The sequence below is a fragment of the Croceitalea sp. MTPC5 genome (assembly GCF_036985505.1).
GTDB lineage: Bacteria > Bacteroidota > Bacteroidia > Flavobacteriales > Flavobacteriaceae > Croceitalea.
Genome location: NZ_BTGQ01000004.1, coordinates 323,818 through 339,727, shown reverse-complemented (window position 1 = coordinate 339,727; position 15,910 = coordinate 323,818). Strand labels below are relative to the sequence as shown.

Annotated in this window: 12 protein-coding genes; 8 read left to right on the top strand and 4 right to left on the bottom strand. The window is 40.3% G+C overall.

The window, feature by feature from the left end:
* Nucleotides 1-74: 74 nt before the first annotated feature.
* On the top strand, nt 75-656 hold the full coding sequence (locus AACM45_RS14220; RefSeq protein ID WP_339143512.1) for a hypothetical protein: 582 nt from the start codon (nt 75-77) through the stop codon (nt 654-656).
* A 163-nt stretch (nt 657-819) separates the two neighbouring features.
* The gene (gene typA, locus AACM45_RS14215) at nt 820-2,619 is read left to right on the top strand and encodes a translational GTPase TypA (RefSeq protein ID WP_339143511.1); all 1,800 of its coding nucleotides are present in this window, start codon (nt 820-822) and stop codon (nt 2,617-2,619) included.
* Nucleotides 2,620-2,729: 110 nt separating this feature from the next.
* Here typA and ppgK read toward each other — a convergent pair whose 3' ends face one another.
* Entirely contained in the window at nt 2,730-3,488 is a 759-nt protein-coding gene (gene ppgK, locus AACM45_RS14210) for a polyphosphate--glucose phosphotransferase (RefSeq protein ID WP_339143509.1), read from the bottom strand.
* A 126-nt stretch (nt 3,489-3,614) separates the two neighbouring features.
* The gene (locus tag AACM45_RS14205; protein WP_339143508.1) at nt 3,615-4,298 is read right to left on the bottom strand and encodes a cell division ATP-binding protein FtsE; all 684 of its coding nucleotides are present in this window, start codon (nt 4,296-4,298) and stop codon (nt 3,615-3,617) included.
* Nucleotides 4,299-4,527: 229 nt separating this feature from the next.
* Between AACM45_RS14205 and AACM45_RS14200 the strand changes: the two genes are divergently transcribed.
* Genes AACM45_RS14200 through AACM45_RS14190 form a run of 3 tightly spaced genes read left to right on the top strand, consistent with a single transcriptional unit; the run spans nt 4,528 to nt 10,451 of the window.
* Nucleotides 4,528-7,545: a tetratricopeptide repeat protein gene (locus tag AACM45_RS14200; protein ID WP_339143507.1), complete on the top strand. Its 3,018-nt coding sequence runs from the start codon at nt 4,528-4,530 to the stop codon at nt 7,543-7,545.
* Between the two features lie 10 nt (nt 7,546-7,555).
* Nucleotides 7,556-9,304 carry a TonB-dependent receptor gene (locus AACM45_RS14195; protein WP_339143505.1) on the top strand — a complete coding sequence of 583 codons (1,749 nt, stop codon included), beginning with the start codon at nt 7,556-7,558 and terminating at the stop codon, nt 9,302-9,304.
* 52 nt (nt 9,305-9,356) lie between these two features.
* Nucleotides 9,357-10,451: an OmpA family protein gene (locus AACM45_RS14190; protein ID WP_339143504.1), complete on the top strand. Its 1,095-nt coding sequence runs from the start codon at nt 9,357-9,359 to the stop codon at nt 10,449-10,451.
* On the opposite strand, the gene AACM45_RS14185 is transcribed toward AACM45_RS14190, so the two are convergent.
* Nucleotides 10,441-10,881 (bottom strand): carboxypeptidase-like regulatory domain-containing protein, encoded by a 441-nt coding sequence (locus AACM45_RS14185; protein ID WP_339143503.1) that lies wholly within the window; start codon nt 10,879-10,881, stop codon nt 10,441-10,443. The two genes, AACM45_RS14190 and AACM45_RS14185, sit on opposite strands and share 11 nt — an antisense overlap.
* Before the next feature lie 155 nt (nt 10,882-11,036).
* Between AACM45_RS14185 and AACM45_RS14180 the strand changes: the two genes are divergently transcribed.
* From AACM45_RS14180 to AACM45_RS14170, 3 genes are all read left to right on the top strand, one after another.
* On the top strand, nt 11,037-12,131 hold the full coding sequence (locus tag AACM45_RS14180; RefSeq protein WP_339143501.1) for an OmpA family protein: 1,095 nt from the start codon (nt 11,037-11,039) through the stop codon (nt 12,129-12,131).
* A gap of 68 nt (nt 12,132-12,199) precedes the next feature.
* Nucleotides 12,200-13,285 carry an OmpA family protein gene (locus tag AACM45_RS14175; RefSeq protein ID WP_339143500.1) on the top strand — a complete coding sequence of 362 codons (1,086 nt, stop codon included), beginning with the start codon at nt 12,200-12,202 and terminating at the stop codon, nt 13,283-13,285.
* A 54-nt stretch (nt 13,286-13,339) separates the two neighbouring features.
* A complete protein-coding gene (locus tag AACM45_RS14170; RefSeq protein WP_339143499.1) occupies nt 13,340-15,157 on the top strand; it encodes a DUF885 domain-containing protein in 1,818 nt (605 codons plus the stop codon).
* 112 nt (nt 15,158-15,269) lie between these two features.
* Here the strand turns inward: AACM45_RS14170 and AACM45_RS14165 are convergent, their stop codons facing one another.
* Complete coding sequence (locus AACM45_RS14165) at nt 15,270-15,809, bottom strand: DUF2911 domain-containing protein (RefSeq protein ID WP_339143497.1); 540 nt, start codon at nt 15,807-15,809, stop codon at nt 15,270-15,272.
* Between the last annotated feature and the right edge of the window lie 101 nt (nt 15,810-15,910).

Here is a 15,910-nt window from a genome sequence, read left to right as displayed (position 1 = left end):
TCTGTTAATTAAATTTAAAAGTGGAATGAATTTGTTTTTGAAATGATATGTTTGATTTATCAAAACCGACCGATTTGAAAAAAATAAGTACACTACTACTGTTGTTATCCATCATCTCGCCTTTGTGCTCACAGCTTATTTCAGAAAAAGGCTCGAAACCCAAAATTGTGGAAAACCTGCAGTTGAGATTTAATTTGTTGAGTCCCGGCATTGATTTCGAGATCGGAATCTTTAAAAACCAGACTGCGGTCGGTGGTCTAGGGCTTGGTTTGGCCTATTATGAAGAAGGCTATGCTTTTGGTTTAGCACTGAATACCGAGTATAGGTATTACCATAACCTAAAAAGAAGGATCAGGAATAATAAATACATAGCAGGAAATTCTGGAAATTACTTTGCCGCAGCACGTTCCATATATTTCGACCCACTTATTTTTGCCAGCGATATACCCTTTGATGATTTCAATATTGGCTATTATGGGGTGCTTTACGGTGTACAACGTACCCTTAAAAAAGGGATTAACTTTGATATTTCAACAGGCGTTGGTTACTATCGAGGTGATGGCGTACCTTCAGGGTTTGGCCCGATAGTTAACTTAAAAATAGGGTGGGTGGCCACCAAACGTAAGTCAAAGGCCATATATTTTAAAGAAGACTAAACGTTGGCACTAACCAAATTCGATTTCCCTAATTGTTGTTCAATTTCTTCTTGGGTTATTTATAAATTGATAACTATTTAAAATTCAATAAGATAAAAATAACATAACCTTTGTCTGATAAGCAGAAATTAGCAGTACCTTTGCAGGCTCAAAATTAGAGGTTATGTCCAAGATCAAGAATATCGCCATCATTGCACACGTTGACCACGGTAAAACCACCTTGGTTGATAAAATCATGTATCATTGTCAGTTGTTTCGTGAAAACGAAAACAAAGGTGATTTGATTTTGGATAACAATGATTTAGAGCGGGAGCGCGGAATTACCATTGTATCAAAAAACGTTTCCGTAGTCTACAAAGACACTAAAATCAATATCATTGACACCCCCGGTCACGCCGATTTCGGAGGCGAGGTAGAACGTGTTTTGAATATGGCCGATGGCGTTCTACTTTTGGTAGATGCCTTTGAAGGGCCTATGCCGCAAACCCGATTTGTATTACAGAAAGCTATTGATTTAGGCCTAAAACCTTGTGTGGTCATTAATAAGGTCGATAAAGAAAATTGTACCCCAGAGGAAGTTCATGAGAAAGTTTTTGATTTGATGTTTGAGCTGGGTGCTGAAGAATGGCAATTGGATTTTCCGACGGTTTACGGTTCTGCCAAACAAAATTGGATGAGTGAGGATTGGCAAAAACCAACGTCAAATATAGAACCATTGTTGGATATGGTCATCGACCATGTACCTGAATTCAAACCAGAAGAGGGAACTACCCAAATGCTGATTACCTCATTGGATTTTTCTTCATTCACAGGTCGTATTGCCATTGGTAGGTTAACCCGGGGTACCTTGAAGGAAGGACAGCAGATTTCTTTGGTAAAACGTGATGGAACGGTCGTAAAATCGAAGATTAAAGAGCTTTTTACTTTTGAGGGCTTGGGCCGTCAAAAAGTGCAAGAGGTCAAAACCGGTGATATTTGTGCCATTGTGGGTATGGAAGGTTTTGAAATAGGCGATACGGTTGCCGATCTTGAAAACCCTGAAAAGTTAAAGACCATAGCTATTGATGAGCCAACAATGAGCATGTTGTTCACGATAAACGACAGTCCATTTTTTGGTAAAGATGGTAAATTCGTGACTTCTCGCCATATTAAGGAGCGTCTTGAAAAAGAGTTAGAGAAAAACTTGGCCCTTCGTGTTGAAGAAACCGATAGTGCCGATAAGTTCATGGTATTCGGCCGTGGGGTATTGCACCTTTCCGTTTTGATCGAGACGATGCGACGTGAGGGATATGAACTTCAAATTGGCCAACCACAGGTGATCATTAAAGGGATTGACGGGGTAAAGTGCGAACCTGTAGAACATTTGACTATCGATTTACCTGAAGAAGTTTCTGGAAAGGCCGTTGAAATGGTCTCTATCCGCAAGGGGGAAATGACCAGTATGGAAGCTAAAGGTTCCCGAATGTTATGTGAATTTATAATCCCTTCGAGAGGGATAATAGGTTTGAGAAACCAATTGTTGACCGCAACTGCGGGTGAGGCGATAATGGCACACCGCTTTTTAGAATACCAACCTCTGAAAGGGGATATTGCGCAACGTTTGAATGGCTCTTTAGTGTCTATGGAAAATGGTACTGCAATTCCGTACTCCATTGACAAACTGCAAGATAGGGGTAAGTTCTTTATTGACCCGGGAGAGGATATTTATGAAGGTCAGGTTATCGGCGAAAACTCACGCCAAGATGATATGACGGTAAACGTAACGAAAACCAAGAAATTATCAAACGTACGTTCTGCGGGTGCTGACGATAAGGCTAAGATTGTTCCGGCAATAAAGTTTTCGTTGGAAGAGGCTTTGGAATATATTCAAAAAGATGAGTATGTCGAAGTAACCCCAAATCACCTTCGTTTAAGAAAGATTTATTTAAAAGAAGTAGACCGCAAGCGCAATAAGATTACCTAGGTTAATAAACAGTGAACGGTAGTCCGTTGGTGGTTGAGAACTATGAAGAATAGTTTTGACAACTCGAATTCATTAATTTCCACTAACCACTAACCACTAACCACTAACCACTAACTTAGGTGTCCGTGATGGTGTTCGCGTAAACAGCCTATCGCCGCACCAATGATTCCGGCATGGTTCATCAATTCTGCCTTTACAACATCGGTCTCAACATCAATAAGGTGTTGAAACTCCTTCCATTTTTTTGAGGTGCCCCCACCAACGATAATGAGGTCTGGTGCAATGATCAGCTCAACGTATCGTAAAAACTTGTTGAAGCGTTTTCCCCATTTCTCATATGATAATCCTTCGCGTTCTTTTGCCGATGCCGCTGCCCAAAGTTCAATTTTTTTATAATCCTTATAAGGTATTTGGCCGAGCTCAAAATTGGGGATCAATTGCCCATTGAAAAAAGCACCGCTGCCCAGTCCTGTTCCAATGGTAATCATAACAACGAGGCCTTGCTTGTCTTTTCCAACGCCATAGTTCATTGAAGCATATCCAGCAGCGTCCGCATCATTGAGAACCGTAACCTCTCGACCTGTTACTCTGGTAAGAAGTTCGTCAATGTTAACGCCCATCCAGCTTTTGTGCAAATTGCCGGGAGATTTGCAAACCCCATTTTTTACGATGGTAGGAAATCCACAACCAATGGGTCCGTGATACTTAAAATGATCTGCGATTTGTTTGATGACCTCCGCCATCTCGTCAGGTTTTCTTGATTTGGGCGTGGGAATGCGAAATCGTTCCGTCAACATTTCGCCTGTTTCGGCATTGACCAAGGCACCTTTGATACCCGATCCACCGACATCAATTCCGAGAAGTTCCATAAAAGGAAAGAAATTTTAGTTTTCACAAAGAAACAAAAATCTTTTTGGTCAATTCTAAATCAAGAATAGAAGTTCGTCGACGACTTTTTTTTGAATTTCCTTATGAAGTATTAAGGTTATGAAAAATCACATAGCTTTTTGAATCACCTCAAACATCTTGCTGCCATCACATTTGATGGTTTTGTGCGGATATTTTAAGATCAGGGCATAATCATGGGTAGACATAATGATGGTACGTCCACTTTCGTTGATTTCTTGCAAGACCCGCATTACCTCTACACTGGTTTGGGGATCTAAATTACCGGTTGGTTCATCAGCAAGAATCAATTCCGGATCGTTCAACAGGGCCCTTGCAATGGCTACGCGTTGTTGTTCTCCACCCGAGAGTTCATGGGGAAACTTAAAGCCCTTGGTTTTCATGCCCACTTTATCCAATACGGCTTCAATTTTGGCATCCATTTTTGAATGGTCTGTCCACCCCGTTGCTTTAAGCACAAATTGCAAGTTATTATTGATATTTCGGTCAGGTAGCAATTTGAAGTCTTGAAAGACGATTCCCAATTTTCTACGTAAGAAAGGGATGTCCTTTTCTTGAAGCGACTTTAGGCTGAAATCCACAACGGTACCATAACCTTCACGAAGCGGAATATCGGCATAGAGCGTCTTCATAAAGCTACTTTTTCCACTTCCGGTCTTTCCGATAATGTATACAAACTCACCCTTTTTTACTTCAAGGGTAATATTGCTCAGAATGAGATTTTCATTTTGAAAAACGGATACATCCTGTAATTTTAATATGGTTTCCGACATTCTTTTAGTTTCGGGTTAAAGGTTTCAAGGCAGTGGTCTTATTAAAAAAATGATCCTAACCTTGCGATTCCCAAAAATACTAAGTTCTCTACGAACCAAATTATGATTTTTTCTGGGTATTCGAAACCTGAAAGTTAAAACTGGAAACTTTGGACTTGAAATTGATTGATATACTTTCATTCGAATTTTAACGTTATGGTATCATCAATCGAGAACAGCGTAGAACACTATGAATCGAACCACTTCCGTTTTTTTAGCACTCTTTTTAGGTCTTTTGGTTTTAGGTTTTTCACAAGAAACCAAGGTATATACCCACGAGCAAAAGCAGTTTCAAGATGCTTTGGCCTTGTATAACAACCAACAATATCAAGCAGCCCAAGCACTTTTTGAAAAAGTCAAGACCAGTACGAAAGACTACGAGACCGAGGCTAATAGCGTCTATTATGCAGCAAATGCCGCGGTTCGGTTGAACCAACGGGGAGCCGACAAACTCATGGAAGACTTTGTGGAACGTTACCCAACTTCCACTAAGCGCAATTCCGCTTTTATGGATGTTGCCGATTATTATTTTGAAACGGGTAAATATCCTTATGCCTTAAAATGGTACAGGAAAGTCGACCAAAGCGCCATGTCGCGAAAAGACATGGAAAAGTTCAATTTTAACATCGGATATGCCTATTATGCTTCGAACAGGCCCAAAGAAGCTGAAAAATACCTCAATAAAGTACTCACTTCTGAAAAATATGGAGCCCAAGCAAAGTATTATATGGGCTATATCGCTTATGAACAAGACGATTATGATGGCGCGAATGAGCGATTCGATGAAATATCAGACCCGAAAGTTCTAGAAGAAAAACTTTCCTATTATCAAGCGGACTTAAATTTTAAACTGGGCAATTTTGAAAAAGCCATTGAAATGGCCAAAAAACAACTGCCAAAGTCAGATCGTAGGGAAATTTCTGAATTGAACAAAGTCATTGGCGAGAGCTACTTCAATTTAGAAAAGTACGATGACGCCATCCCATATTTAAAAGCGTATAAAGGCAAGCGGGGAAGATGGAGCAACACTGATTTTTACCTTTTAGGATATAGCTACTACAAACAAGATGATTTTGAAGCCGCTATTGGGCAATTCAATAAAATTATCGATGGTACAAACGGTGTGGCCCAGAACGCTTATTATCACTTGGCGGAGTGCTACCTGAAGTTGGAAAAAAAATCTGAAGCACTGAATGCATTTCGCAATGCCTCTGAAATGGAATTCAACGAAGCTATTGAAAGGGATGCGCTACTCAACTATGCAAGGTTGAGTTATGAAATAGGTAATGCCTACGAACCAGTACCACAGGTTATTAGGGCTTATTTAGAAAAGTACCCAAAAGATGAAAGACAAGAAGAGTTGCAGACCTTGCTCGTAGATTCTTATATCACTTCAAAAAACTTTGAGGGTGCCATGACGTTGCTAGAGAAAAACTCAGGCTACGCAAGCAGGGAAACCTACCAAAAAGTTGCTTTTTATAGGGGAGTGGAATTATTCATTGACGGGGATTATGAATTGGCCGTAGAGCGATTCTCAAAATCTTTGAAGAATCCAGAAAATGGATATTTTGAGGCAAGGGCAAGATATTGGAGGGCAGAAGCAACGTATCGTTTAAACCGTTTTGACGAAGCTTTAGAAGGTTTTATGAAGTTCAAACAAAATCCGGAGGCAACAACAACGGATGAATTTGAACAATTGGATTACAACTTAGGATATTGTCATTTCAAATTAAAGCAATACGATAAGGCCATTTCCTATTTTAAAAATGTCTCAGCGAATAGTAATCAAGAGCAGTCCAATGACGCATTGATCCGCTTAGGCGATAGTTACTTCGTGACAAGTAACTACCAATCAGCGATTTCGGCTTATGACAAGGCGTCGCAAATGAATGGTTCGGAACGTGATTATGCAGCATTTCAAAAGGCGATATGTAATGGGTTCTTAGGTAAGAATCCAGCAAAGATTGAAGAATTGATAAGGTTTGTAGATCGCTATCCAAAATCCTCACTACAAGACGATGCACTTTTTGAACTGGGCAATACCTACGTGAAGAATACTCAAGAAACTGAGGGGTTACGCAGCTATGATAGGCTAATCTCAAAATATGCCCGTAGTAAGTTTGCCCCAAGGGCTATGCTACGCCAGGGATTGGTACACTACAATGCCGGACGTAATGAAAAAGCTTTGACAAAACTGAAAGGTGTGGTAAATGACTATCCTAAAAGTCAAGAAGCCAAGCAAGCAGTGGCAACTGCAAAATTGGTTTATGTTGATATGGGGCGTGTAAGCGAATATGCCGCATGGGCCAGAAACCTTGATTTTGTTGAGGTAACGGATTCAGAACTTGACGAGGCCAGCTTTGAGGCGGCAAATCGAAAGTATGCCGAGGGTAAAACTGATGTTGCCATCAAGGGTTTTGAAGCCTACTTGAAAGAGTTTCCCAATGGGCTTCACTCCAATCAGGTAAATTTTTCATTGGCACAATTGTATTTTTCCCAAGGAGATAAGGATAAGGCCTTACCGCTTTATGCAAACGTGGCTGAAAATGGAACTAGTGAATATAGTGAGCAGGCACTAACGAGGGTCTGTGAAATATATGTGGCAAAAGAAGATTATAAAAATGCCATCCCCTTTTTAGAGCGGCTGGAGAATACCGCAGAGATTGCGCAGAATAGAACCTTTGCCCAATCTAATTTGATGAAAGGGTATTATGGTCGAAAAGACTATGAAAAAACCATTGCTTACGCAGAAAAGGTTCTGGCCGCCCCTAATATCGACAATAGGATAAAAAGTGATGCCCAGATTATGATTGCTCGTGCCGCCATTGAAACGGGTAATGAACAAATTGCTGAAACCGCTTTTGCTGAGGTCAAAAAAATAGCATCGGGCGAGGTTGCCGCAGAAGCATGGTACTACGATGCTTTTTTTAAGAACAAGAAGGAAAATTTTGAAGCCTCAAATGTATCGGTCCAAAAATTGGTAAAAGACTATTCGGCGTATAAAGAATGGGGTGGAAAGGGGTTGGTAATCATGGCCAAGAATTTTTATGCTTTGGATGATGCCTTTCAAGCGACCTATATTTTGGAAAGTGTCATTGAGAATTTTGCAGAATTCGATGAAATCGTCGCCAATGCCAAAGGAGAGCTTTCATTGATAAAATCACGCCAGGCAGAAGTCAACTCATCAGTCAATCCGAATGGAAATTAATCAGGACACCATGCAGAAAACCATTTTATCCACGATACTTTGTCTAGTCGTTTTGGGTTCGGTAAAAGCCCAAGAAACCGATACTATCGGCACTGAAACCGTAACGGTGGTAAAGCCATATTCCCCTACGGTTTCCGATGCCTTTAAAATTAAGGTTGCGCCAATTTTGAACGATTCCATTGTGTTGCAAAAAAAGAAAATAACCTATAATATCTTTTCGGTACCTGTTGCTTCAACATTTACCCCGGCAAAAGCAAAGGCGGCGAAAGTTGAAAAGCTTCCGCCTCCTATTCTCTATAACTCCTATGCGTCGGTAGGCTTAGGAAATTTCAACAATGCGCTAGTCGAGTTTTACACAAGCAGTAAGTTGGGTAGGGATGAGGATTTATTGGATGTAGGTTTGAACCATCATTCATCTCGAGGTGATATTGAGAGTACGCCTTTAGAAACTGATTTTTACAATACGAAACTCGACGTTTCATACGCTAAAAAAGATCGTGATTATAATTGGGGAGCCAGTGTCGGATTGCAGCACCAGTTGTACAATTGGTACGGTCTTGAAAGTGGTGTGTTCACCCAGGCGCAAATCGATGGTATTGACGAACAACAAAACTATTTCAATGCCGAAGCGAAGGCAAACCTGACTGTAGAAGATTCCTTTTTTAAACATGGCGATATACTCCTAAGGCGGTTTTGGGATTCCTCGGAATCTGGTGAAAACAGAGTGGTACTGAATACGGAAATTGAACTGCCCATTACGGATGAATTGGTGAACTTCAAGACCAAGGTCGATTATGTTAGCGGTAGTTTTGAAAATGACGATTTGAACAATACTGTCAACGAAACAGGTATCGATTACGGTCATTTTCAGGTAGGGATAAATCCTAGTTTTGTGGTTTTACGTGATGAACTGACCTTAAACTTGGGTGCAAACTTGGTTTACGGAATGGATATAGAAGACAGCAGTGGCAGTTTTTACATCTATCCAACGGTTACGGCATCGTATCGGGTCATGGATGAACAGGTGATTGCCTATGCAGGTATCGTAGGTGATTTAAAACAGAACTCATATCATGATTTTGTGAATGACAACCCATTTGTTTCACCAACGTTGTTTATTCAGCCTACAGACCAACAATATGAAGGGTACTTAGGGTTGAGGGGACAGCTCTTTTCAAATGTCGGCTACAATATTAAAGGATCCTATCTGGCGGAAAATAGAAGGCCCTTATTCTTTTTAAATCCTCAGAATGTGGGTAGAACAGATGCGCAAGGCTATAATTTTGGCAATTCATTTCAAGTGTTTTATGATGACCTTAGAACATTTGGTGTTTTTGCCGAGTTGAATGTTGATGTCAACCGCAAATTTTCGTTTGGCTTAAATGCCGAATACTACAACTACAACACGGAAACGGACAATCCGGCATGGAACTTACCTGAGGTCAAAGGTTCTTTATTTATGGATTATCAAATTACGGAGCAGTGGTTTGCCGGTGCCAACCTATTTTTTGTTGGGGAGCGCGAAGACTTGGTTTCAGTTGCACAGGCCAATACACCACCCAATTTGTTTCCATCTGAAATAGTAACCTTGGAAAGCTTTTTTGATGTCAATGCCCATATCGGGTATCGTTTTAACAAACAGCTGTCGGCATTTGCCAAATTCAATAATTTGGCCAACAACAGCTACGAACAGTGGCATAATTTCAGGGTACAAAGTTTTCAAGCTTTAGCCGGGGTATCTTATAAGTTTGATCTATAGCGAATAGCATTGTGGTCTGATTTGTTATCTTAGGCCTACTTTGCTATAGGTTATGATCGGTTGTAATCGCAGACATATTCTTTTTGGTTTTCTATTGATCGGATTTCATCTGCATTGCCAAAATCTGGTCAAGAACCCTAGTTTTGAACGTTTTGATGCCTGCCCAAAAACCTTGGGCACCTTCAAAGATGATGTTACCTCTTGGACCACCCCGACAAAAGGGTCTACAGATTATTTCAACACCTGTAGTATCGTAATGGGTGCCCCAGAAAACTTCAATGGTGTCCAACAGGTTAAGTTCGGCAAGGGCTATGCCGGCCTCTACTTTTATGCGCCATCTGATTATAGGGAATACATTCAAGTACCACTCAAAAAAACACTTCGAAAAGGCGTATTCTATAACTTAAGTTTTTATATCAGCTTGGCCGAGGGCTCCGATTTCGCAGTAAAGGATTTCGGGGTGTTATTCACTTATAAAGAATTGCAAATAGATACCAAGAAAGCGTTGTCTAGAGGCCGTTTATTCAGTAATAGCGGCAACCGATTCCATACGATGGAAATCAATCATCCAGAATTTCATGAAGACAAATCCGATTGGTTGAAGGTAACCCTAAGTTTTACGGCCGAGGGTTATGAAAAATACCTGATTCTCGGTAACCTTCGCAGCAATCAAAAAACAAGAAAAGTACAGACCAAAAGAAAAGAGACCAAGAAAGGGGCTTACTATTATATCGATATGATTTCATTACAATTGGCAAACCAAGGGCCTTCTGTCGAAGCGGATAGGGAATTGAAAAAAGATAGTCTATTCGTGCTAAAGAATATTCATTTTAGCTTTGATAAGTATACAATAGATGGCGATGCAATAAAGGAACTGGAATTCATTCGGGAACGATTGAACGCAGCTCCCGAATTGATGATTGAAATTCATGGGCATACCGATAGTTACGGTAATGACCTATATAACAAAAGACTTTCTGAAAAACGGGCGAAGTCAATCGCCGACTATTTTGTTAGTGTGGGCATAGCAACTGAACGCGTATCATGGGTAGGCCATGGTAGTAAAGACCCCATCACGAATAATTCCAACGAACAGGGTAGGTCACATAATAGAAGGGTAGAATTTATTTTAAAGACTATGGAGTGAATTTGTAATCGCCACCAAAGAAGAGCGTGCTTGCCAATTCAATTTTACGCTTGGGAAATAAGATTTCTCGATCCAAAGGGTGTTGAAAGAACCTATGAAAAATACTTGACGTTCCGTTGATTAATTTTCGCATCTCCTCATCGTATTGCAATACGATATCTTCGGTACGACCGCCGCTCAGTACAAAGAAAGACTCGGTTTGATAACCTTGTGACGATATGCTTACCTTCCAGTGAAAATCTTTATTACTGGTCAATACGAAAGAACCTTCATAATCAGAATAAGTAGCCTCATCCGTGGTATCTAGGCTAATTGCAGCCAAATAGACAGGAAGACCGAGTTCATCAACGACTTTTCCCGAAATCGTATTTTGACCTGAGCCAAAATAGGGCATCGAAAAGAGTAGAAGCACAGTGGTTAAAATGCGCATTACCGTAAGATTTGGAATATTGTAACGTGGGTTCTCTGAAATTAGTGTCCACAAATCGATGAAGCGCAAAGACCTTGAAGAAATTTAACAATAGACAATAATCAAAATCATATGGCGTTTATAGTGGTACGAGAGCCCAAATCAATACATAGATTATGTTTAGTATCAAAGCCTCTCGTAGTATCACTTTTCTTTGTGTAGCTCTTTTATTCAGTAGCTACGGCGTAGCTCAAAACCTAATTCTTAATCCCTCTTTTGAAGCATATAAGGCTTGCCCGTCAAATAGAATGGCATTTGATATGCTACTCAAAGACGTATCATTGCCGACCCCAAGTTCAGGGGACTATTTCAATGAATGCGGCACCAACGACTTTAACGTTCCCAATAACTTTAAAGGTTCACAAACGGCCAGTAACGGTAAAGGCTATGCTGGTCTTTATTTTTATGCATTGAACGATTACAGGGAATATATTCAGTTGAATACCTCAAAAACGCTTAGGGAAAAACACCCATATAAACTCTCTTTACAAGTCAGTTTGGCCGAAACAAGCACCTTGGCCTTAAAGAATATGTCAATCGTGTTGACCAATCAAAAAGTAAGTGTGCCAAATAGTGCTGTATTAACGGCATCTAGGGTCGATTTACAAGAAGGTATGGAATTTCATGAGGTGGCTTTGAAAGCGGACAATTCCTTGTCAAATAAAGAAGGATGGGTCACACTTACCGCTGAATTTGACGCTAAGGGATTTGAAAATCATATTGTTCTGGGCAATTTCCAATCTAATGAAAATACGGTACTCTTAGAAAATGGAAAATCAGTTACCTCTGGTGATTTCTCATATTACTTTGTTGATAATCTGGTGTTGGAAGAATTACCACGAGTGAACTATGAAAAAGATAAGATTTATGTTTTAGAACATAAACCTTTCGAACCAAAGGGATACGAACTCGATGAAGAGGCAATGGCCAGTGTCAAAAAGATATTCAAGTATTTAAAAGCCAATGCAGAGGTACAGTTAAAGATTACAGGGCATTCCCATGATGCCGGCACTCCAGAGTATAATAAGTTCGTTTCCTCTTTGCGGGCAAGGGCCGTAGCACTTTACCTTAAAAAACTGGGTATTGACGATAGTCGACTGGTCTGGGAAGGTGTTGGTGATACCAAACCCTTGCGCAATGGAAACATAAAAGACAATAAACCTGCCAATCAAAAGGTAGAGTTTGTGATGACCAATTTTGATGATCAATAGCATATGTAGCATATGATCAAATAAGTAATACACTGCACGGGGGTGGCGTGTATGATAAACTGAAGATGATGACAGAAAGGATACCTTTTGTCGTGATGATGATTTATTTTTTCCAAATCCCCCTGACCGCCCAAAATCTGGTGATCAATGGGGGTTTTGAGAATTACCATTCCTGTCCATCAGCAATAGGGAATCTATCTAACGATAGCAGACATTTAAAAGCCCCGACCAAAGGCTCAACGGATTATTTTCATATCTGCGGAACCAATGATGTCGGTATCCCAAAAAATTTTAATGGTACCCAACCTGCTTTCGAAGGGGAGGCCTATGCAGGTCTTTATCTTTTAAGTCCGAATGATTATCGAGAGTATATCCAATTTGAGCTCAAGGAAAAATTAGGGAAAGGTAATTACTACAAGGTTTCCTTTCGTTTGAGTTTAGCAGAAATATCAGTACTTGCCATACAAGAGGCCTCAGTGCTGATGACCCAAGACCCTTTAAATATTGAAACCAATCAAAATCTGTCTCCACGACGGTTGAACCGATTTGGGGTCGATCGGTTTTCTTATGTGAAGTTGAAGGTGAAACGTACCATTTTTGATAGCGATGCATGGGCCCTGGTCGAGGGTGAGTTTGAGGCAAAGGGTTACGAAAAATATGTGACCTTCGGTAACTTTAAAGATGATAGGCACTCGAGAACTATCCGCTTAAACCAAAAGGAAAGCAATCAAAAGACCTTGTCGTACTATTATATTGATGATGTTTCACTTGTTTTGATACCCAGACAGGAATTTGAAATGAACCAACCTTTTGTATTGGATCAATTACAATTTGAGTTTGATGATTTTAAACTTACCGAAAAGGCCAAAATCGAGGTTCGTAAAGTATATGCCCATTTGCATAAAAACCCTAAAGTTCATCTAGAGATCTATGGTCATACCGATGACCTCGGTTCAGAAAATTATAACAAGTACCTCTCTTCAAGAAGGGCTAGGGCAGTAGCACTTTATTTACAAGAACTAGGGCTTGACAAAATGCGAATCAGCTGGGAAGGAAAGGGTGATAAAATGCCACTATATTCAGGCACTTCGAATAAGGAGCGCGATGCCAATAGAAGGGTCGAATTTGTGATTACCGAATTTGAAGACCATTAGCAGGTTTTAGACGGCTTCTTTCAATTGCTTATTTTTGAATAAAGCCTGATTAAAATGCCCAACCGAATACCACTATTCTGTATTTCCTTTTTTATTTTTTTTGGAGGATGTATAGAATCCGAAACCTCAAGAGAAGTAGTATCCTCACAAAATTTAGAAATACTTTTTGACGATTACCAGCAATTCAAACTCCGAATCAATCCTATTGAGGCCACAAAAGCAGGTTACACTGCTTTTAATGATACTATAGCAGATTATATCTCCGATGATTATCAAAAACATTTGGTTGATGAATATGATGCTTTTTTGACCCGTATCGAGAAGGTCGATACGTTGGGCTTGAATGAGACCCGACGACTTGCACTGGAAGTGATGCAGTGGGATTGTTCCATTAAAAAAGAAGGTCTGAAGAATGAATTGGCTGTCATTACCTCACCAATTTACAACCTACCTACACTAGAGCTTTTTCCTCTAGGTCAGATACAGTCATTGCACTTATATGTTGCCCAATTGGCCGGTGGTTCAAGTGTTCATCCCTTTCAAACGATAAAAGATTATGAGAATTGGTTAAAACGCATTGAAGATTACTTAACATTTTTAGATACCAGCATGACCAAAATGAAGGAAGGTCTCGAAAAAGATGTGGTTTTACCCAGAAGTTTGATTGTAAAAATGATTCCACAATTAGAAGATTTCGTTTCAAAACCAGTGGAACAACACATATTCTACAAGCCGATTCTAAACCTGCCAGAAACATTTTCCCCAGACGATTCCAAACGATTAAAAGAGGCGTATATAGCGATTATTTCAGAACGGGTGATTCCGAAATATGCCATGCTCAAAAGGTTTTTAAAAGAGGAGTATTTACCCCATGGTCGTTCAACATCAGGTATTGGGGCTTTATCAAATGGTGCGGAGACTTATGCGTATTTGATACGTTTGCACACTTCTACCAATATGACGGCTGATGAGATTCATGAATTAGGTAAAAGGGAGGTGGCCAGAATACGCAGGGAAATGGAGAAGGCCATGCAGGCTTCAGGCTTTCAGGGAGATTTAAAGGCGTTTTTTGATGAGGTGCGCAGTACTGAAAAGCTTATGCCTTTTGACCAGCCTGAGCAAGTGATTGCCTATTTTGAATCCATAGAAGAAAAGATTGACATTAAGTTGGATTCCGTTTTTAATTTGCGACCAAAAGCAGGTTTTAAGGTTAGAAGAACCGAAGCATTTCGAGAAGCTTCGGCAAGTGCGGAATATGTTCCCGGTTCAAAAGATGGTTCAAGGCCAGGGGTGTTTTATGTTCCGATACCTGAAGTTGAGAAGTTTAATCTTTTGACAAGCGAAGCCCTATTTCTGCATGAAGCGATTCCTGGGCACCATTTTCAGTTATCCTTGCAGCAAGAAAATGGAGATTTGCCTGAATTTTTGCATCCAGAAAGCCTTGGCGTATTTGTTGAGGGTTGGGCCTTGTATGCAGAATCTTTGGGTAAGGAGCTGGGGCTGTATACCGACCCTTACCAGTATTTTGGTATGCTAAGTATGGAAATGCACCGTGCCATTAGATTGGTCGTTGATACCGGTATGCATGCAAAAGGGTGGACACGCGAAGAGGCCATTCAATACTCCTTGGATAATGAGGCTGACTCGTTAGAAGGGATAACAGCTGAAATAGAGCGCTATATGGCGACTCCGGGTCAGGCATTGTCGTATAAAATTGGGCAATTAAAAATTCGGGAACTGCGAACCAAGGCTGAAAAAGCACTTGGGGAAGCATTTGATGTTCGGGAATTTCATGACCAAGTATTGAATACGGGTAGTTTGCCGCTTATTTTGTTGGAAAAGAAAATTGAGGGATGGATCAATGAAAATTAAAAGTAATGGATTCGCCGTGTGTATTTTTCCCTTGCTATTCCGTCAAGAACCTTGGAAATAAAAAACCCCTAAAGCAATTGCTTTAGGGGTCTTTTTGCTCATAAAGGGAAATTTATAACATCACAGGTGTGGCAACTCTTGTGGTTCCCCAGCCCATAACCAAGTGCGCTCCGCCTTCTACCTCTTTAAAAGCAATGGAAAATGCTTCCAATGATTCCCCGTCTGTAGAAGCCTTTGAAGTTACACGAACAACATCGGCCGCGTTGTCATACGAATAAGCTCCCCATTGGTTCAGGTTCTTGTTCAATATAACCGTCCATTCGCCTTCGCCGGGTATAGTGAACAATGCATATGTGCCGGCCGCTACTTTCTCTCCGCCAAAAGTTACATCTTGGTAAAAGGTGACCTCCGCTGCTTCATTGGCACCGGTTCTCCATACTTTTCCCGCTGGGGCCAAATCATCCATAGAGCGGCCTTTTAATTGTGGTCTTCCATAAATAACACGGGCAACTTTGTTCGATTCTTTATAGCTAGAAGGGAATGAGGCGATATCAGCTGGACTTTTATCCAATCCGCTAAATTTTTGGGCAGTTGCCTCCGTAGTGAAAACTAAGGTGAAAGCAAATAATACAGGTAATAAGAATTTTTTCATTTTTAAAATTTTAGTTGAATTCAAAAGTAGTTTGAAGAACTACGTGATTTTTTTAAAGAGTCGTTAAAATTTGAACAACTTTCAGAATATATCTGAAATGA